The sequence below is a fragment of the Sphingobacterium sp. WM genome (assembly GCF_029542465.1).
Classification (GTDB): Bacteria; Bacteroidota; Bacteroidia; order Sphingobacteriales; family Sphingobacteriaceae; genus Sphingobacterium; species Sphingobacterium cellulitidis.
In genome coordinates, this window is record NZ_CP120709.1 from 1,033,862 (window position 1) to 1,054,890 (window position 21,029).

Sequence of the window (21,029 nt, forward strand, 5' to 3'; positions counted from 1 at the left end):
ATAACAACAATTTCGGTTATGAGAATTGGTTTTCATACGATGAAGTTAATAATAATTGCTTGGAAAAAAAACAACCGTGACCTGGGCGGGTCACGGTTGAGAAATTAAAGTGTTTGTATGAATTGTAAGCGATAGTTGTTTCAGTATCCGTAGATGCTTTATAAGCAGGGATTGCATCAAGAAATAAGTTGAGATTGCTTGCTCATTTAGCTGTGTATTTAATAAAATAGGTTCTATTTGAAGGCGGTAATAGTAGTAATTTAATGCCCTTACAATATGTATAAGACTATTTCAAAAGGAGATCAATAACGTTAAATCATTATTAATTCAGCGTTTTTGTTATGTTAAAATATGGCGAATTAACCAATATAACAATCGTTTTCATTAGAAAATAACAATAACTAGTGTGTTTGTTAGAGTGTGTGAAAATAAAAAAAAGATTTTTAAACTAAATATTTAAAAATCTTTTTTCTTCAAAAGTATAGTTAGGGGTAGCTTTATGCTAATATGATTTTGATACCGAGGTCTTCGATAGCTTTGACGATGTTTGGGGACACCTTGTTGTCAGTAATAATGTAATTTACGTCAATAAGTTCGCAGATTTTTCCGAGACCTCTTTTTCCGAATTTACTGCTATCTGCCAGGATAGCGATTTTTTGAGAGGTTTCGATCATTTTTTGATTGAGGGTTGCTTCGGGGAGATTGCTGATTGAGATTCCAAATTCGAGGTCAATACCGTCCGCACCAAGGAATAAGATTCCACAGCTTATCTCATCAAGGATGCGAATGGCATATTGTCCCGCAACAGAGGATGAGTTGGATCTGATAAGACCACCGAGTTGTAAAACTTCAATATTTGGTTTGCCACTGAGCTCCAAACCTACTTTTAACGCGGGGGTAATGACCGTTAACATATGCGTAGATTCGATGTTTTTAGCTAAAGTAAAAACCGTTGTTCCCGAACCGATCATAATTGAATCATTGTCTTTGATTAATTTAATTGCGGCTTGAGCAATACGTTGTTTTTCTTCGCTGTTGATGGATTCCTTAACCACGATCGGTCGATCAATGGCGTAGGGGTTGCTATTCGAGGCCCCTCCTTTAATTCTGAATAGCAGGTTTTTGTCTTCTAATACCTTCAGGTCCTTGCGGATGGTTACACTGGAAACTTTCATGGTTTCACAAAGCCAGTCAATCGTAATTTTTCCTTTTTCCTTTAAGCTTTTTAGAATGAATTCGTGTCTGTCCGTGATATTCATCATAATTCATTTAAATAAGTTAATATAAAAGCAAATATAGTTAGGTTTTTCGGACTTGCCTATTCTTTTTTTTTATTTAAAAATATTTCTTTTTTATTCATTTGTTTCTGCATTTGAATTTATTACAGAGAATAATTTATAACAGAATCCGTCTTTTGTCGAAATTCACTTTACCCACCTAATTAGATCCAGGAGATGGCTTTCACAATGTCAAAATGGTCTTGCCCAGATTCTTACTGGTGATTTTAATGTTGACCCCGATATTATCAAGGGTAGTAGAAGGCTTTACTTACAAGTGTTCATTATTTTTTGCATTCCTTTTAGGGTGCCAATAATCAACAAGTTTAGTTAAGGAAAAAAGGATAGAATAAAATTTGGTCTTTTTTAGCTATAAAAGGTTTAATTATGTTAAAAATTGTTTATTTTTATTTTTATAATCTATTAAACCTAAATAAACCTTAACAAAATTAAATGACACAGACGAATTCAATTGAAAAGCTAGGGATACCTAGTAATTTAAAATGGGGCTACCTAGGCATTCTTATTTTCATGATGGGTGACGGTGTAGAGCAGGGTTGGTTGAGTCCATACCTGATTGATCATGGAATGAGTATGGAGCAATCTGCTGCGCTTTTCACGGTATATGGAATCACAATTGCTATTTCATCATGGTTTTCAGGTGTGTTAGCCGAAAGTTATGGTCCGCGGAAATCCATGTTTATGGGTTTGATTCTGTACCTGATTGGGACCATTGGTTTTGTGTCGATGGGAATGGCCAAATTGGATTACAATGCCATGCTTCTATTTTATGCAATACGTGGTTTTGGTTATCCCTTATTTGCGTATTCCTTTATGGTCTGGATTAACTACCGTAGTCCAAAGCAGATGTTAGGTCGTGCTGTAGGATGGTTTTGGTTTGTATTCACGGGAGGTTTGAATGTCCTTGGGGCTTACTATTCAAGTTGGGCATTAGAGCGAATTGGATATGAGAACACGTTGTGGTCTTCGATTATTTGGGTGTTGATCGGGGCATTTTTTGCACTGGTATTGAATCGTGACAAGTTTGAAACGAAAGCTTCCAAAGGATCAAAAGGGCAGGAATTATTAAACGGGCTTACCATCGTGAAAAAGGAACCAAAAGTATTGATTGGCGGAATTGTACGGGTCATCAATACGACTGCTCAATTTGCGTTTCCAGTTTTCTTGCCTATGTATATGGCAGAGCATGGATTCAATACCAAGGAATGGTTACAGATCTGGGGGACTATTTTCACGAGTAACATAGCCTTTAATTTAATATTTGGATTTGTTGGAGACCGATTAGGTTGGCAGCGCACCATTATGTGGTTTGGTGGTGTAGGCTGTGCGATTACTACGGTCTTATTTTATTACTCGCCGGTATGGTTCGGAGGAGCCTATTGGGCAGTAATGGCAGCAGGTATAGCTTGGGGAGGGCTATTGGCCGGTTATGTTCCTTTGTCCGCATTGGTTCCTTCCTTGGTGAAGGAGGATAAAGGAGCAGCCATGGCTATCCTCAACCTGGGTGCTGGTTTGCCGGTATTTGTGGGACCTGCCATCGTAGGATTGCTCATCGGGACCATTGGAAGTGAAGGGGTGATTTGGGTATTGGCTGGATTATATGTGATCAGTGCAATATTAACCAAGTTTATTACGATTCCTGATGCGACTAAGGAATCGAAACAAGAGTTGAAAGTCGAATAGAATTGAGTATAGAATAAAATTGAATTTACAACCTATGAAAGTATTGTTAACTGCGCCTTATGAGAACGAAAAAGCATTGAATGAGCTAAAAGGCCTTTTTGATGAAGTCATTTATCGTTCTTGGAAACCTCATGGGCGTGCCTATAATCCGGCTGAATTAAATGCATTACTGAAAGAAACAGGAGTTGATGCCTTGATTTCGGAGCATGATGAAATTACGGAGGAAGTATTACGTGAGAATCCACATTTGAAATTTGTGGGAATCTGCCGCGGTACTCCATCAAATATTGATTTGAAGGTAGCAACCGAATTGGGAATTCCAGTTTTCAATACTCCAGCAAGAAATGCACAAGCTGTTGCGGAGATGTTTATCGCCAATGTGATTACATTAATGCGGAATACCATGCCAGCTATTAACTGGTTGGAAGGTAAAAATTGGGGCGAAGGTGCACATACTTCTTATTTGGAATTTAAAGGGAATGAATTGGCAGGTAAGCGAGTGGGCATGGTTGGTTTTGGTGCTGTTGGTCAGCATATAGCAAGAATGTTGCAAAACTTTCCATGTGAAATTTATTACTTCGACCCTTATTATACTGATCCGAGCACTGACTATAAAAAAGTTGAACTGGAGGAGTTGTTTTCAAGCTGCGATGTGGTTGGAATACATCTTCCCGTTACTCCTGAAACTACCGGCATGATCGACAAGAAATATCTATCGCTGTTGAACAAGAATTCCATTTTTGTGAATACTGCCCGTGCTACAGTGGTCAACCGTGAGGATTTATTAGCAGTCATTGAATCAGGACAAATCCGAGGTGCAGTTTTAGATGTGTTCTACAATGAACCACCGGATGAGATCGACTATAAGATGATCTTAAACAAGAATGTTATTGCAACACCGCATATCGCCGGCGCAACCCATGAAGTTGAAGACCATCATGCATTTATCATGAACAATAACTTGCAAGAATATTTTCACAAGGGTAATAAATCTATTAAACAACTTGTTAATAAAGCTGTAATAGGGAAAACATCAATTAGCTAATCATGGCAAAAAAAGAAGCTTATTTAATCGTTGATATTGGTACTGGGAATGCTCGGGTAGCTGTTTGTGCTACAGATGGCGAGATCTTGAGTATCAAAAGGGAGAATGTTCATTATGAATCGGATTTGAAATATGATGATTCTATCTATTTCAATCCAGAGGAATTATGGACCCAGATATTAAAGCTATCTAAAGAAGCCTTGGCGGAATCGGGAGAGGTTCAGATCAATGCAATCATTGCAACCAGCCAAAGGGAGGGAATAGTGGTCGTGGATGCCGCAGGAAAATCCTTGTTGGGCATGCCTAATATAGACCACCGAGGCCGTAAATGGGAAAGAGATCTGAAGGATAAAGATTTGGTTTATAACCTATCTGGTCGTTATCCGACTTCTTTATTTTCAGCTTTCAAGCTGGTAGGCGTTAGGGAGGTGTATCCTGAACTGTTTGAACAGATTGTCTCTGTCATGAGTATCAGTGATTGGATTCAATTTCAATTCTCCGGAATCCATGGTTATGAACATTCACAGGCTTCAGAAACCTTATTATATGATGTTGAGCAGAAATCGTGGTCAGCAGCCTTATTGGAACAATTTCAATTGCCAGCGAGTATCCTGCCGGAAGTCAAAGATTCAGGATCCATTCTTGGAAAGGTTAAGCCTGAAATAGCTGAATTATTTGGGATCAATCCGGATGCGGTAGTGGTTGTTGGAGGTGGAGATACGCAATTAGCAATTCGCAGTATGGAGCCATCAGCAAACGATGTGGTTATTGTTTCGGGTACGACTACACCGATAATAAAAATCGTCAATACCTATGAAAAAGATGCCGAGCAGCGCACTTGGACCAGCCGTCATATTGATGCGGATAATTTTATTCTAGAGGCGAATGCAGGGGTAACTGGATTAAATTATCAACGCTTGAAGGAGATATTTTACCCCAATGAAGGATATGATGTTATCGAGAAGGAGCTGGAGGATGCGACATATTCTCAATGTGTAGCTTCCTTGGGGTCCTTGATTGCTGATGAAGAAGAACCATTGACCAAAGGCGGTTTTATCTTCAATGCACCGGTATCTCATCAACTAACTCGTGGGAGCTTTGTCTTTGCGATTTTATGGGATATTGCTTGCAGTATTTATGAGAATTATAAGTTTTTGAGCGCAGTCTCTCCGCATCAAGAATCCTATATATGGGCCTGTGGGGGTGGAGTAGAAAGTAGGAAACTACGTCAATTTATTGCCAACCTATTTGGAAAGAGCATCAAAATCAGAGATACCTTTCGCCAGGCTTCGGTATTGGGCGGAGTGTTCCTATGCAACGATGCATTGGGGGTAAAGAATGTTAGTCCGGAATTATTGGAAGAAGTTCATCCCAAAGACCATGAGGAGTTTGAAAAGCTATATCAAGAGTGGAGAAACGCTCGTAAAACATTTAAACAGGTCATTTCGTAAATGAGTAAATATTTTTTTGGATTGGATGTCGGGACTCAAGGCGCTCGAGTAGTACTAGTGGATGAGAAGGGTGAATTAATCGCATCCGATTCCCGAAAATTCCAGTTAACAGATACCTTCCGTGAAGAACAATCCCCAGCCATCTGGTGGAAGGATTGTGAGGAAATGCTGAGTGCTTTAATCCATAATCTTCCGGAGGAAATAAATAAACGAGATATCCTGGCAATCTCCGTGACATCCACCTCTGGAACTGTTATACCCATGGATTCGCAGAATAATCCTTTGCATGATGCCATCATGTATAGTGACCCTCGTTCTGCAGATCAAGGGCAACGCATTAAAGCTATTGCCAAAAAGCATGTTCCAAATGGATATACAGGTTTTAATGCATCCAGTGGAATCAGTAAAATGCTATGGTACATCGAAAATTTTCCTGAAAAGGTAAAGGACATTGCCTTATGGATACATGCTTCCGACTACTTGGTTGGTCAATTGTCTGGAAATTTCAAAAGCACGGATTATACCAATGTGTTGAAATCAGCTTTCGACCTCGAGAAATTGGAATGGCCAGCCTTTGTAAGCGATGAAATTGGGATTCAGAAATCATGGCTTCAATCGGTGGTTCCATCAGGAACCGTTGTCGGGAATTTATTGCCCGCATTAGCCAAATCTTGGGGAATACCAGAGATTCAGGTCGTAGTTGGAATGACTGATGGCTGTGCTACGCAAATGGCATCAGGTGCTGTAAAACCGGGAACTTGGAACACTACTATCGGCACGACCTTGGTGATTAAAGGAGTGACTAAATCCAATGTGGTTGATCCATTAGGTCGGTTGTATAGTCATCGCCATCCAGAGGGCTATTGGATGCCCGGAGGAGCAAGTAATACAGGTGCGGACTGGATTTCATTGCAATTTTCCGAAGGATTGGAAGAATTGAATCAGGAGGCAGAGCAATTAATACCGACAGGCGAATTGGCATGGCCATTATTGCAAGAAGGCGAGCGATATCCAATTATGGCACCCCAAGCGAAAGGATTTGCACCAAAAGGATTAGAGCGTGAAAAAATATTCGCAGCAAACCTGGAAGGAGTGGCATTCATTGAAAAATTGGCCTATGAAATTATTGAAGATTTATCAGGCGAACAAGTAGATGCCATTTACTCTGCTGGTGGTGGAAGCAATAGTGATGTCTGGTTAAAAATTAGAGCTTCGGTGATGAATGTGCCCATCTACAAATGTAAAGAAGCGAGTGGGGCATTTGGTGCAGCCATCATGGCGGCTTCCAATACCTATTATCATTCGCTTACGGAGGCCTCCGAAAAAATGACGGCCATAGAAAAGGTGGTCCATGCAGACCCAAGGTTGATTGAATCCTATCAATTACAATACGAGAATTTTAAACAGAAGCTTAAAGATTTAAACTATTTATAGATGATTACAATTTGTCTATTGAGGCATGGAGAAACAGCCTATAATGCCGACGGAAATAAGTACTGTGGAAGAACAGATATACCTTTGACTGAAAAGGGATTGTCCCAGGCAAAAAGAATGCAGGAGTTGTTGAAAGATGTGACTTTTGACCAAATCTTTTGTTCGCCTCTACAAAGAGCAAAGAATACCGCTGAAATTGCTTCAGGAACGCCTGAGAAGGTGCAAGTGGATGAACGGTTGATTGAGGTAGACTTTGGGCAGTGGGAAGGAAAGCGTTCTGAAGATTTCATCGCTGAAGACCCGAACTCCTGGTATAATTGGTTATCCGACCCAGGGAGTTTTGAAGCAGGAAGAACCGGTGAAAATGCAAGTCAGGTCATCAACAGATTGGATAATTTCTATTCGGAACTGCTTGATAAATACGATGGACAAACCATTTTGGTCGTTGGGCATAATGGTGTAAATAGATTCTTTATGGCTCATCAACTGGGGATGCCATTGAAGAACTATCGAAGAATTGTTCAGGAGAACTCCGCCTTGACAATGGTAACCTTGGATAAACATAATGGTTTTAATTTGTTAAAACTGAATGCTTAATTTTAGATCTTGAAAAACAACCTATGAAGAAGACCTATTTCGCTTTATTTACTTTAATGGCGTTGATGCAGGGCCTGCCAGCATCTGCTCAGAAATTGCATAAACTCAATTTTAAAAAGGTTGAGGACATGTATGCATATTTTAAATATGCGGATGGCAAGAAGATTATCTCAGGCCATCGTGGTACTATTGAAGAACAAATGCCGGAAAATTCTATTCCATCAATGGAAGCGGTGTTGAAGCATACCTCAGCTATCTTTGAGATTGATCCTCGGTTAACTAAGGATGGAGTGCCGGTCATGGTTCATGATGCTACCTTGGACCGCACAACCACCGGAACTGGGAAGGTGAGTGACTTTACCTGGAAGGAACTTCAGAGGTTGAATTTGAAGGATCATAAAGGAAATGCAACGAAGTATAAGATCAATACTTTGGAGGAGATGATCAAGTGGGCAAAGGGGAAGACTGTTTTAAACCTGGATAAGAAAGATCTTCCTATGGAAATGACGGCTGAAATTATCCGGAAGCATAATGCCTATGCTTGGGTTTGGGTAACTGTACACAATGTTGAGCAGGCGAAGTTTTATTTGGATAAAAATCCAAAGCAATACTTATCCATGCACATTAAAACGAAAGCGGATTTAGAGGCTTTTAAAGCTTCAGGCTTGCCTTATGATCGGATGATTGTATATATCGGTCCGGAAATAAAGGCTTCAAATCAAGAGATGTATAGCTTCTTCAAAGAAAAAGGGGTGTTATGTATGATTTCTTCGGCTCCAACATATGATAAGTTGCCAACTGTAGAAGAGCGTGCTGAAAAATATAGGGCTGTTTTTGCAGATGGAGCAACTGTATTGGAATCAGATTTGCCGATAGAGGTCAGTAGAGCTATTAAATAACCCAAGGTTAATTAAGTTTATAGAATAAGGAAACCAACACTGGTTTCCTTTTTTGTTTTTTAACGGTTATTGAGTGTGACGAAAGTTGTTTTGGTTTAAGTTGTTGTTTATCAGTTGTTAATAATTTTTGTTTGCCTGATAAAGCGGCTTTAATAATCAGTATCTTCGTTTTCTGATTATTAACACATGAGAAAACTAATTTTTCTAACCGTACTCCTACTACTGGTTGGTAGCACTGTTTTATGGGCCCAATCGGCAGTAAATATTAGCAAGTCCAATCTTCCAACTTGGTTGAGAGCAACTAAAATGAAGCCCCAATCCGTTGATTTAAATGAAATCAGTATGGGGTATTATTTTGAATTGATTGAAAGCCAATATAATCTGCAGAACAAGACTCTTTTCAATAGAACCATAAAAGTCGTTACTGAGGATGCTGGAGCGGAAAATGCAGGCCAGGCGAGTGTCAGCTTTGACCCCAGCTACCAAAAACTGGTTATCCATGAGTTAAATATTATCAGAAATGGTGAAGTTTTCAATCGCTTGGATCTTTCCAAATTCAAGACCGTAGCAGTTGAAACTGATCTTTCCAGGATGATATACAATGGCACATACTCCGCTGTTGCTGTTTTAGATGATATCAGGAAAGATGATAAGATTGTATTTTCGTATTCTCTAATTGGTTTCAATCCGGTATTTGAAGGGAAATTCGCCAATACTTTTTATTTAGAAGGATCAGAGCCCAATGGGCTAGTGCATCTGGGTTATATTGTTCCAGAAGGACGTATATTAAACATCCGAAAACATTATAATGCACCAGCAGAGAAACGTGAGGTCATTGGGAATTTGACCTATTATTATTGGGAACAACCCATGATGGCAAATGAACAAATCGGAATATATGCCCCAAGTTGGTATGATAATACTGCCCGTGTGGAGGTTTCTGAATTTTCAACCTGGCGACAAGTAGCGGATTGGGGTAAAAGGATCAATCCGATTCCTGATGTTAAAGCCGGCACTGCCCTCGATAAAGAGATTCAAAAATTCTGGAAGGAAGCAGATGGAGACAGTTTGAAATTTTTTCAGAAAAGTCTAGATTTCGTTCAGAATTCTATCCGTTATATGGGCATTGAAATGGGAGAGCATTCCCATCGAGCCCATCTCCCTGAAAAGGTATTCAACCAACGGTATGGAGATTGTAAGGATAAATCTCTTTTATTGGCGTCCATGCTTAAGCGTAAAGGCATTAGTTCATCACTGATCTTTGCAAATACCTATCAAAACAAGGAATTAGACAAGGTGCAACCAAGTCCATTTGCCTTTAATCATGTGGTCTTGGCAGCTGTAATCGATGGTCGTATGATTGCTGTCGATCCAACGATTAGTAACCAAGGGGGAAGCATCCTGAATCGATATTTTCCTTATTATGGGAAAGTATTGTTTCTTGAAAATGGCAATAAACTTTCCGAAGTAAGTAAACCCATTTCAAAGCATGGTTCCTTTATCAATATCGAAGAAGTAATCCAGATCTTGGATGATGGCAAGGCAAACCTTAAGGTAAAGACCATTTACTATGAGCAGGAGGCTGATGGAATAAGAAACCAACTTAAAAGTACTTCAAAAAAACAGTTGCAGAAGGATTATGAAGATTATTATCAACGGATTTATAACAAAGCCAGGAATGTTAGTCCCTTGACCATTGATGATGATTTGGAAAATAATATTTTGATCATCAAAGAAGAATATCTTTTGGAGGCATATATCATCGAAGAGGATGAGCAAAAGGCAGCTCCAATATATGGCAAATACATTTATGATCGTCTTCCAAAAGTACAAGAAGGCGTCATACAACCAATTGCTATTGATTTTCCCTTTGATGTCCATCATGAAATCAAGATTGTTAATAAGGACAATAAAGCCGTGGGCTTTTTTCAGTCGGAAGAAAAGGTTATAGAACGTGAAACATATTGGTATTCAAGAGCTGAATACCCGGATAAGGATACCCTCAAGATTACCTTCAATTTTCGTAATAATGATTCCTTTATTCCAATGGACCAAGCTCAACAATACCTAGAGGATCATAAGCTGATGGGAGAGGGATTGGGATATAGCTATTTTATTAATAATGATGGATATCTAACGATTGGGTCTTTTAACACCCCTAAAATCTCCAAAATGAATTATGGAGCCCTGCTTGCCTTTTTCATCATCGTTATTGCAACACTGATCTTTTTATTTAAGACTCATTATAAAACAAAACCGACTGGATTTATCAACCTGGACCATGTATCTCGTCGAAATAGTATTGGGGGATGGTTAATCGTATTGTTAATTAGGATTGTCATTACAACATTTGCAATAGTACTCATGTTATTTGTTGCAGAAAACTCAGTTAGTGATAGCTTATGGTCAATGCTAGATAAGGTCGGTCATGCCTATGGCTATTTGCTTCTCTTTAATATAGTCTATTTAGTGTTTCAGGCTGCTTATTTAGCTTTTACTATCTATTCTTGTGTATTGTTGTTAGAACGGAGAGATATATTTCCTCAGACCTATTTTTTCGTGAATTTGGGTGGGTTGGTGCTTCTGATTCTAGCTAATATGGGATATACAATTATTTATCCTGATGGTCTAGCATGGGGTTTTATGAATCCAGCAGACTTTTGGTCTATTTTAATAATTATAGCATGGGCCATTTATTTACGGGTTTCCAAAAGGGTGAAAGAAACTTTTACCGTACCATACAATAAGGAAAATTATTACTATTCAGTAGGAGACGAGTCATCAGATAGGGACTCCTCTAATGGACCTGAGAATCCACCCATGGAAAACTATGGTCCACATCCATTGAATGAATGAAATAGGGATGTTTAAAAAGGTTTATAGGGACTTGAAATTATTGGAATATGTGATGGGGCTGTCTAAAAAGGTCTCTAAAAAAAAATAACCCCGTCATTAAAAAATGGCGGGGTTTTCTGTTTTTTGTCCTTAAGATTTAGTATCTTAAGGTGCACCCAAAAAACAATATGGCAAACATACAATTCAAAGCTCTTCCATCCAATAGTCCGAGTCTATTTCCTGAAAATATTTTTGATCGTATTCCATTGAACCATCCTGTTCGGTTGGTGAATCAGGTTGTTGATCAGTTGGATCTGGATCATATTATCCGACTTTATAAAGGGGGAGGCACTACTAGTTTCCATCCCCGGATGCTCATCAAAGTGTTGTTCTACGCCTATTTAAGCAATATCTATTCTTGCCGAAAGATTGAACGCGCCTTACAAGAGAACATCTATTTCATGTGGCTTTCTGGCAACAGTACCCCTGATTATCGTACGATCAACTATTTCAGGGGGAAGCGTCTTAAGGGGCAAATACAGGAGTTGTTTGCAAGTATCGTCCGGATGTTACATGAAATGGAGTACGTCAGCCTGAAAGTTCAGTATGTTGATGGTACCAAGATCGAATCTGCAGCTGGTCGTTATACGTTTGTATGGAAGAAATCGGTTGAGAAAAACAAGGTAAAGTTAGAAGCGAACATCGCTTCGGTTCTTGCCGATATTGATGCGCAGATTACCCAAGACCAATCTACATTAGGCAATCAAGAAGTTAGCAAGGCTATCGACAGCACGCAGCTGAAGGAAAAGATCAAAGCGATCAATGCAAAGCTCAAAGTGGCCAATAAGTCTACCGATAAGCAGCTTAAGAAACTCGAAGATGACTACTTGCCACGATTGCAGAAATATGAAGAACAGCTGAAAATACTAGGGGATCGCAATAGTTATAGTAAGACCGATACCGATGCTGTGTTTATGCGCATGAAAGAGGATCACATGAAGAACGGTCAACTCAAACCCGCCTACAATACACAGATCAGTACCGAGGAACAGTTCATCACCCATTACAGTATCCATCAGACTACCGCAGACACGACAACCCTACCGGAACATTTGGAAGGCTTTGAGTCCCGTTACGGAAAACAAAGTGAGTCAATCGTCGCAGATGCCGGATATGGCAGTGAGCAGAACTATGAGTTGTTGGAAGGACAGGATATAACCGCTTTTATCAAGTACAATTACTTCCATATGGAGCAGAAGCGAAAGCATAAGCAGGATCCTTTTTCGGTACAGAACCTATATTACAATGATCAGGAGGATTTTTATGTGTGTCCGGCAGGACAGAAACTAAGCTTTGTCGGACAAACAACCAGGGTCAGTACCAACGGATATGCCGCCCAGGTGAGCTGCTATCAAGCTCAGCGATGTGAGGGCTGTCCGATGCGTGATGGGTGTCATAAAGCACAGGGCAATCGTCTGATTGAAGTCAATCACCGCCTTGCTTGGCTCAAGGCTAAAGCTAGAGAAAGACTACTATCGACACAAGGGCTATACCATCGAAGCAAAAGACCCGTGGAAGTCGAAGCGGTATTTGGACAGATGAAAAGCAACAACAAGTTTACCCGCTTTAGTATGAAAGGACTCGAGAAAGTTACTGTGGAGTTCGGATTGATGGCTATTGCCCATAACCTAAGAAAATGGGCAAAAAAGTGGGAAAGCAAAACTTTAATTGGTAAACCTGGTGGCAACAACTCCCTATTTGCGATAAATCAAGCTATCAGCGTGATGAAAAGTACAGAAAATCGACTTGCAGCTTAATATTGTTTAAAATATAATTGAGATCAAGAAAGGTATTAAAACAAAAGAAGGTGCCTTTTTAGACACCTTCATATAAAACTAGATTCTTTTTTGTGAGATTTTTAAGTAACTATAGGTCATCTCACATCTGGCTTAAAGATTACTTTCTTTTTTCAATTTTCTTCTGGTAGTAACAGGTTTAGCTAATTGTTTAGCTTCATATTGTCTTTCCAGATATTTGATAATTTCTCCGGCGATATCCTTTCCCGTTGCCTGTTCGATACCTTCTAATCCAGGAGAAGAATTGACTTCCAGAATAAGAGGACCTCTGGCTGAAGGTAACATATCGACACCAGCAACAGTTAATCCCATAGCTCTGGCAGCAGCAATCGCAGTTTCTCTTTCTGTTCTGGTTAATTTAACAACCTCAGCTGTACCACCACGGTGGAGATTAGAGCGGAATTCTCCTTCTTTAGCAGTTCTTTTCATTGCGCCAACAACTTTTCCATCAACCACAAAAGCACGGATGTCAGTACCTTTGGCTTCTTTGATATATTCTTGGATCAAGATGTTATTTCCTAAACCATAGAACGCCTCAATAACAGAAGAAGCAGCTTTCTTGGTTTCTGCTAATACGACTCCGATTCCTTGGGTTCCTTCCAATAGTTTGATCACCAAAGGAGCTCCACCTACCATAGATATCAAATCATCCACATTGGATGCGGTTCTTGCGAATCCCGTGATAGGTAAACCAAGACCTGCACCTGATAGGATCTGCATACATCTCAGTTTGTCTCTGGATCTGGTGATGGCTTGTGAGGGATTGGCCGAAATAACGCCCATAACCTCAAATTGTCGTACAATAGCAGATCCATAAAAAGTAACTGATGAACCAATCCTAGGGATAATGGCATCAACCTCTGCGATATCTTGACCTTTATAATGAATGGAGGGTTTTGCTTGCTGAATGCCTACATAGCATTTGCTATGATCGATCACTTCGCATTCGTGACCTCTATTAATGGCAGATTCTACTAGTCTACGAGTAGAATATAATGACTTATTCGTCGATAAAACGGCTATTTTCACAATTCTTTATTTGTTAAACAGATAAACGATGTTCCGTGTTCTATATGATATTAGTTGCTAGATTTTTTTTAGATACATCTACCAAGAATTTCCCTGTAATAAAATTACGTCCCAATAACATGGGATAGGACATTGCTGATCGATTTCGAAAGGACAATTTGATATCATATAGCTGGTTGAACATGCGGATCTTGGTCAAAAAGATATAGCGTATCTCCGATTGTCCAAAAGAGCTTTTAACTGTTCTTTCCCGGTGAACTGGGAAAGTCAGCTTCAAGGTCTTTTCGCTGTCTTCATCAGGTCTGATATAGGCGGTAATATATAAGTGGCCGGATTTTTTGACCACTTCCATTTCTTCACAGTGGAGAACGGATGTTTCCGCGCCGGTATCTATCTTTGCATGGATATTGTAAAGACCAAGTTCCGGAAGATCGATAACTTCTGTTCTGCCAATGGTTTTCTTACCTTTCACAGCCAAATCTATTCGTATACAAATTCTCCAAATGCTGAACGGATGGTCACCTGTTTCTTCTCTGAAGATTCTACACGTCCAATAATCTGGGCAGGAATTCCAAATGACTCTGAAATCTGAATAATATCAGCCGCAATCTCTTCTGGAACATATAATTCCATGCGGTGTCCCATATTAAATACCTTGTACATCTCTTGCCACTCTGTATTGGATTCTTTTTGAATCAATTCAAATAGTGGAGGGATTGGAAAAAGATTATCCTTGATCACATGTACATGGTCTACAAAATGCAATACTTTAGTTTGTGCACCTCCTGAACAGTGAACCATACCATCAATTTGGCTACGGTATTTGTCCAGAATTTGCTTGATAACAGGTGCATATGTACGAGTAGGAGATAATACTAACTTTCCTGCTGTCACTTCTTCACCTGTTTCGGTTTTAATTTGATCCGTTAATGCTTTTCCACCTGCAAATACTAAATCATATGGCACCGCTGGGTCAAAGCTCTCCGGATATTTCTCAGCAATATACTTGCTGAAAACGTCATGACGTGCTGAAGTTAATCCATTGGATCCCATTCCGCCATTGTACTCTTTTTCGTAGCTTGCTTTTCCGTATGATGCAAGTCCGACAATCACATTTCCACCCTTGATTTTGTGATTGGAAATCACATCCTCACGTTTCATTCTACAAGTAACTGTACTATCTACGATAATGGTTCTCACCAAGTCACCAACATCAGCAGTTTCACCACCTGTTGAGTAGATACCTATACCCAATTCTCTTAATTCAGCAAGAATTTCTTCCGTTCCATTAATGATTTCAGCAATAACTTCTCCAGGAATCAAGTTTTTGTTTCTACCAATGGTAGATGAAAGAATAATATTGTCAATAGCTCCAACACACAATAGGTCATCCAGGTTCATGATGATCGCGTCTTGAGCGATACCACGCCATACCGATGCATCGCCAGTTTCTTTCCAATATACATAGGCTAAAGAAGATTTTGTTCCGGCACCATCAGCATGCATAATGTTGCAATATTGCTCATCACCTGCTAAAATATCCGGTACTATCTTACAGAAAGCTTTCGGAAATAATCCTTTATCAATGTTTTTGATTGCGTTGTGTACATCCTCTTTCCCTGCGGATACACCTCGTTGGTTGTATTTTAAATCTGACATCGTGCTGCAAAAATAAACAAACCTCTCGATTATTGCGAAAATATTTCGTTTAGAGAGGTTTGTCTTTGAATATATTACTTAATATAAACCAATTCATGAGTTATCTTAAGTTATTTCCTTTAAATAAGTCTTTGTTTCCTTATTCAGATATACCTTTAGGGTTAAATCCATTGTCCTTGACCTTGATCAATTGACTGAATAAACGTTTCATATTGCTGTCAGTACGTGTATCCTCCTTCAAGTATTTTTCGTTTTCCTTGTCAGTAGCAATGATATTGAAGAGTTTATCGTCGAAATAATAATATCTGGCTTCACCAGCTTTTTTGGTCTGCTTCATATCAAATTTAGGATCGATGATATGAGTGTTGTAATTATAGATTTGCTCATATACAAAAGATAGTTTGTTATCCTTTAAATACATGTCTTGTAATAAATACCCACCTTCACCATAGTTTCTGACCTTGATTAATTCAAGGTTGTTGTTTTTAAAGAAATAGGTAGCAACACCACCTTCGGTAGACTCATGAATCTGTGCGGAGTCTATTTTATCCCAGTCTTTAATGCCATTGATTCTCTCAAAGTTTTCCCGAACGATTAGGGTAGAATCTGTGTTATGAACATTCGCATTACTGTCTATTACTGGATTTTCCTGTGTGTTGCTTGTATCAGCTTGATCTGTTCCTTGATTTTTATTTCCTTGACAAGCACTGAGAGCAAGGATGGTCGCTACTGAATATATTGCTAGATATTTCATATGTTTTTATTAATAGTTTGGTAGGGAGGGTGCAAAAATAATTCCAAGGAGGTGAGAATAAACAAAAAGCCCATTGTAAATTTTACAATGGGCTTTATTTGATAGCCGAAGCTAATGTTTTTATTAATGTTTGAAGTGACGAACACCAGTTGTCACCATGGCTACTCCTTTTTCATTCGCCATGTCAATTGATAATTGATCTTTAATGGATCCACCTGGTTGTAATACAGCCGAAACACCAGCATCTCCAGCGATTTCAACACAATCAGGGAATGGGAAGAAAGCATCAGATGCCATCACTGAACCCTTGATGTCAAAACCGAAGGATTGTGCTTTCTCGATTGCTTGTTTCAACGCATCAACACGTGATGTTTGACCAACACCTGAAGCGATTAAAGTACCGTCTTTTGCAAATACAATTGTATTTGATTTAGTATGTTTTACAATTTTGTTAGCAAAATAAAGGTCTTTTAATTGCTCTTCTGTAGGTTTTACTTCCGTTACAGCGGTCATTAATTCAGGACCTTCAACAGTATTGTCTTTGTCTTGTTGAATTACACCGTTCAATAAAGTTTTAAACTGTTGAGCAGGTAATTGAACGTCTTTACGACGAAGGATAATACGGTTTTTCTTAGCAGTAAGGATTTGTAAAGCTTCTTCAGTGTATGAAGGAGCGATTAGAACTTCGAAGAAAAGGTTGTTGATTTCTTCAGCAGTAGCTTTATCAACTTCACCGTTTGTGATCAATACACCACCGAAAGCAGAAACAGGATCACAAGCTAATGCTGCTTCCCAAGCTGCTTTGATAGTAGGGCGTGAGGCCACTCCACAAGCGTTGGTATGTTTTAAGATCGCGAATGTTGGCTCATTAAACTCGTCAATAATCGCAACAGCTGCATCTACGTCCACTAAATTGTTGTAAGAAAGTTCTTTACCATTTAATTTATCAAACATAGCATCAAGGTTTCCGTAGAAAACACCTTTTTGATGTGGGTTTTCTCCGTAACGCAATACTTGAGCATTTTGCTCAGACTGTTTGAAAACGTCTAATGGTTCTTCCTGATTAAAATAGTTGAAAATTGCAGTATCGTAATGTGAAGAAGTATTGAAAGCACGTTTTGCGAATGATTTACGTTGTTCTAAAGAAGTAGCACCTTCTTGAGCCGCTAATATTTCTTCAAGTTCTTTGTAATCGTTTTTCGAAGAGATAATTACAACATCATTGAAGTTTTTCGCTGCTGCACGGATTAAAGAGATCCCGCCGATATCGATTTTTTCAATAATATCTTGCTCTGAAGCACCAGAAGCTACAGTTTCTTCAAATGGGTAAAGATCTACAATTACTAAATCAATCTCTGGAATTTGGTATTCCTCCAATTGTTTCTTGTCGTCATCCAAAGGACGGCGAGACAAAATTCCTCCGAATACTTTTGGATGTAAAGTCTTTACGCGGCCACCTAAAATTGAAGGGTAACCAGTTAAATCTTCAACACGCTCAACAGGGATATCTAAATCGCGGATAAATGACTCAGTTCCACCAGTGGAATAAAATGTAACTCCGTATTTGTTTAGTAGTTGAATTAGAGGTGCAAGGTTATCTTTGTAATAAACTGAAACCAATGCATTTTTAATCTTAACAGGATGATTCATTGTGCTTTGTTTGGAGCCGCAAAGATAAAAATTTAAAATCTAATTTTCTCAATTTTGTTACCTAATTATAACTATGCGGTTAAACAATCTTTAATAATTAGTATATTGGAGTACCCAATTTAAAAACAAGACTTAAACATGAGAAAAAACATCTTCCTATTGTTAGCCGTATCGATGGGCCTTTGCAGCAGTCAATTAAGTGCTCAAGAAAATATAGGCGCCAAAGAAATAAAAACAGCTTCCCCGATTGTTTCCGCAGACAATTCCGTATCATTCAACCTCGTAGCACCAAAGGCAAATTCTGTTTATTTAACAGGAAATTGGATGAAACAGACTTCGCAAGCTGCACCGCAAGTTGAAATGAAAAAAGATGCTTCAGGCCTATGGTCAGTGAGTCAGAATAACATCGGCTCTGATTTATACCTCTATAATTTTATTATAGATGGAGTTCGTATCAATGACCCCTTGAATGTTTACCAAGTAAGGGATGTAAGCAATGTATTCAATTACTTTATTACGAATGGAGGTAATGCTGAATATTATAAAACTAAGGCAGTTCCTCATGGTTCAATGATTAAACAATGGTATCCATCTGCCATTAATAATGCGGAACGCCGAATGACAGTCTATACTCCTCCAGGATATGAGAAGTCCAAGGAAAAGTTTCCAGTCCTTTATTTATTACATGGAATGGGGGGAGATGAGGATGCTTGGCCAACCTTAGGCAGGGTTTCACAGATCATGGATAACTTAATATCTGAAGGTAAAGTAAAACCCATGATTGTGGTTATGCCAAATGGACATACCAGTAATTCAGCGGCTCCTGGTAATTCGGAAAAAGGAGAGTATAAAATAGAGTTTTTTACTCCTGATGTAGGGTCAGGTGATATGGAGACCAACTTTGCTGAAGTGATCAATTTCGTTGAGAAGAACTACCGGGTTAAAAAGAATAAAGCCAATAGAGCGATTGCAGGATTGTCCATGGGTGGCTCTCATTCTCTATTTATCTCCAGTTACTATCCAAATACCTTTGATTATGTGGGATTGTTCTCTGCAGCTTATAGAATTAATGATAAGATAAAAAGAGATGTCTATGATAATTTTGAACAAAATCTATTGACACAAAATAAAAATGGCTATAAGTTATATTGGATAGGAATGGGGAAGGAAGACTTTTTGTATGAGACTGGTGTTGATTTTCGAAAAAAAATTGATAGTATCACAATGGAATATGTGTATCACGAATCCGAAGGTGGACATACCTGGTCAAATTGGAGAGATTACTTAGTGGAGTTTACAAGTCACCTTTTCAAGCCAGTGGGTAAATAAAAAAAGGCCGAAGTTAGCTTCGGCCTTTTTTTATATAATGGATAGTTATATTAATTATATTTTTTTAGAAGGTTTTCAATGACCTTAGGGTAGTGCGTATGCTCCAGTTGTTGACCATTGAATTTAAGGATTTCTAAAGTATCTCCAGGATCTACTCTGAATCTTGCCTGATGGATGATTTCACCCTCATCAAAATTCTCATTGACAAAATGAATGGTTATACCATGCTCATCTTCTCCTGCTTCCAATACTGCTTTATGGACACGGTCACCATACATGCCTTTGCCACCAAATTTTGGTAATAGGGCAGGGTGTATATTAATAATTTTATTAGGAAAACTTTTTAACAAGTTTTCAGGGACTAACCATAGGAAGCCAGCTAAAACAACTAAATCAATTTCAAGTCTTTTTAATAGGTCAACGATTTCATCAGTTTGATAGAAATCATGTTTATCAAATACGTGAGTAGGGATTTCAAAGTTGTCTGCACGTTGTAAAACATATGCATCTGGATTATTACTTAAAACTAAGGCAACTTCAGCGCCGTCAGAATATTTGAAATGCTCCATGATTTTTTGGGCATTTGATCCGGAACCTGAAGCAAAAATAGCAATACGCTTTTTCACAGTGTGTTATCGTTTGAGATATTTAAATAATTATTTGACAAATATAGCTGATTTTTTGCAATAAAGGCCTAATTTGCTGCAACATTGAGGCAAATTTGTTAGATTTAAGATCATTTAGCTTAATTTTTCAGTTATGAGGAATTTTATCTTTACCATGTTTTTAGTATTTGCATCTGTTGGTTTCTGCACCGCCCAGATCCCCGAGAAAATTCCTGCTTTCTCTAAGTTTATTGACATGAATACTGGCGCTAAATTCACCTCTGATTCATTGAACACTCAACATACTCAAGTTTTTATATTATTCGATCCAGGTTGTGGGCATTGTCAAGAGTTAGGACAAGGTATTGGAAAGGCATTGGGCAAGATTCGAGAGGATGTAGACTTCTATTTTATCTCTATGCAAGAGAAGCCTTTGGTGGATGGTTTCATCAATATGTTCGCAAAACCGTTAAAATCTGATAAGCGGGTTAAATTTATTTACGATCCTGAGGGAGAATTTATCCTAAAATTCAATCCAAAGAATTTTCCATCCAGCTATATTTATGAAGCTAAATCTCTACAAATAATCAAACAATTTGACGGCGAAAATAAGGCCGAAAAACTCCTATTATACCTTGAAAAACAGGACTAGAACTATCATAAAGTTAAACTTTTCAGAAATTACTTTTTATTATTAAAATTTTCTTAATAAAACAAAGTGATATTATTTATTTAATTGTTTTCATATATTTACATCGTTAAAAGTTTTAAAGGAAAAAACTATTCTTGATTGGTAGTAAAATTTGATATCTAGCATTGAGATTATTGTTTTTTTAAATGAAATTTATGTAGGGTAATGGAAAGTGCGAATAATGAATACCTAAAAAGAAAAACTAGGATCCATT

17 protein-coding genes are annotated in these 21,029 nt (G+C 38.4%); 10 read left to right on the top strand and 7 right to left on the bottom strand.

Annotation, left to right across the window (positions count from 1 at the left end; genetic code table 11):
* Positions 1-497: 497 nt before the first annotated feature.
* A complete protein-coding gene (locus PZ892_RS04445; protein ID WP_179221472.1) occupies positions 498-1,262 on the bottom strand; it encodes a DeoR/GlpR family DNA-binding transcription regulator in 765 nt (254 codons plus the stop codon).
* A gap of 468 nt (positions 1,263-1,730) precedes the next feature.
* On the opposite strand from PZ892_RS04445, the gene PZ892_RS04450 reads away from it, so the two are divergent.
* The 8 genes from PZ892_RS04450 to PZ892_RS04485 all read left to right on the top strand — a co-directional run bounded on the left by PZ892_RS04450 (position 1,731) and on the right by PZ892_RS04485 (position 13,059).
* Positions 1,731-2,981, top strand: a complete 1,251-nt coding sequence (locus PZ892_RS04450) for an MFS transporter (RefSeq protein WP_182499363.1) — start codon at positions 1,731-1,733, stop codon at positions 2,979-2,981.
* 34 nt (positions 2,982-3,015) lie between these two features.
* Entirely contained in the window at positions 3,016-4,026 is a 1,011-nt protein-coding gene (locus tag PZ892_RS04455) for an NAD(P)-dependent oxidoreductase (protein WP_277712166.1), read from the top strand.
* Positions 4,027-4,028: 2 nt separating this feature from the next.
* Positions 4,029-5,477, top strand: a complete 1,449-nt coding sequence (locus tag PZ892_RS04460) for an FGGY family carbohydrate kinase (RefSeq protein ID WP_277712167.1) — start codon at positions 4,029-4,031, stop codon at positions 5,475-5,477.
* A complete protein-coding gene (locus tag PZ892_RS04465) occupies positions 5,478-6,911 on the top strand; it encodes an FGGY-family carbohydrate kinase (RefSeq protein ID WP_277712168.1) in 1,434 nt (477 codons plus the stop codon).
* Positions 6,912-7,508 (top strand): histidine phosphatase family protein, encoded by a 597-nt coding sequence (locus tag PZ892_RS04470; RefSeq protein ID WP_277712169.1) that lies wholly within the window; start codon positions 6,912-6,914, stop codon positions 7,506-7,508.
* A 23-nt stretch (positions 7,509-7,531) separates the two neighbouring features.
* Positions 7,532-8,407 carry a glycerophosphodiester phosphodiesterase family protein gene (locus PZ892_RS04475; protein WP_277712170.1) on the top strand — a complete coding sequence of 292 codons (876 nt, stop codon included), beginning with the start codon at positions 7,532-7,534 and terminating at the stop codon, positions 8,405-8,407.
* A 186-nt stretch (positions 8,408-8,593) separates the two neighbouring features.
* A complete protein-coding gene (locus PZ892_RS04480; protein ID WP_277712171.1) occupies positions 8,594-11,263 on the top strand; it encodes a DUF3857 domain-containing protein in 2,670 nt (889 codons plus the stop codon).
* Positions 11,264-11,430: 167 nt separating this feature from the next.
* Positions 11,431-13,059, top strand: a complete 1,629-nt coding sequence (locus PZ892_RS04485) for an IS1182 family transposase (RefSeq protein ID WP_277712172.1) — start codon at positions 11,431-11,433, stop codon at positions 13,057-13,059.
* Positions 13,060-13,191: 132 nt separating this feature from the next.
* Here the strand turns inward: PZ892_RS04485 and rimK are convergent, their stop codons facing one another.
* The 5 genes from rimK to purH form a co-directional block, all read right to left on the bottom strand.
* Positions 13,192-14,127, bottom strand: coding sequence for a 30S ribosomal protein S6--L-glutamate ligase (gene rimK / locus PZ892_RS04490; RefSeq protein WP_094255079.1), 936 nt, complete (start codon positions 14,125-14,127; stop codon positions 13,192-13,194).
* 40 nt (positions 14,128-14,167) lie between these two features.
* Positions 14,168-14,599: a RimK/LysX family protein gene (locus PZ892_RS04495; RefSeq protein WP_094255705.1), complete on the bottom strand. Its 432-nt coding sequence runs from the start codon at positions 14,597-14,599 to the stop codon at positions 14,168-14,170.
* An 8-nt stretch (positions 14,600-14,607) separates the two neighbouring features.
* Positions 14,608-15,786 (bottom strand): AIR synthase related protein, encoded by a 1,179-nt coding sequence (locus tag PZ892_RS04500; protein WP_277712174.1) that lies wholly within the window; start codon positions 15,784-15,786, stop codon positions 14,608-14,610.
* 139 nt (positions 15,787-15,925) lie between these two features.
* On the bottom strand, positions 15,926-16,540 hold the full coding sequence (locus tag PZ892_RS04505; RefSeq protein ID WP_277712175.1) for a hypothetical protein: 615 nt from the start codon (positions 16,538-16,540) through the stop codon (positions 15,926-15,928).
* Between the two features lie 123 nt (positions 16,541-16,663).
* Positions 16,664-18,190 carry a bifunctional phosphoribosylaminoimidazolecarboxamide formyltransferase/IMP cyclohydrolase gene (gene purH / locus PZ892_RS04510; protein ID WP_277712177.1) on the bottom strand — a complete coding sequence of 509 codons (1,527 nt, stop codon included), beginning with the start codon at positions 18,188-18,190 and terminating at the stop codon, positions 16,664-16,666.
* Between the two features lie 138 nt (positions 18,191-18,328).
* Here purH and PZ892_RS04515 point away from each other — a divergent pair, with 138 nt between their 5' ends.
* The gene (locus tag PZ892_RS04515) at positions 18,329-19,519 is read left to right on the top strand and encodes an alpha/beta hydrolase-fold protein (protein ID WP_277712178.1); all 1,191 of its coding nucleotides are present in this window, start codon (positions 18,329-18,331) and stop codon (positions 19,517-19,519) included.
* A gap of 50 nt (positions 19,520-19,569) precedes the next feature.
* Here PZ892_RS04515 and purN read toward each other — a convergent pair whose 3' ends face one another.
* Positions 19,570-20,145, bottom strand: coding sequence for a phosphoribosylglycinamide formyltransferase (gene purN / locus PZ892_RS04520; RefSeq protein WP_277712180.1), 576 nt, complete (start codon positions 20,143-20,145; stop codon positions 19,570-19,572).
* Positions 20,146-20,278: 133 nt separating this feature from the next.
* On the opposite strand from purN, the gene PZ892_RS04525 reads away from it, so the two are divergent.
* Positions 20,279-20,776 carry a redoxin gene (locus PZ892_RS04525; protein WP_182499375.1) on the top strand — a complete coding sequence of 166 codons (498 nt, stop codon included), beginning with the start codon at positions 20,279-20,281 and terminating at the stop codon, positions 20,774-20,776.
* The last annotated feature ends 253 nt before the right edge of the window (positions 20,777-21,029 follow it).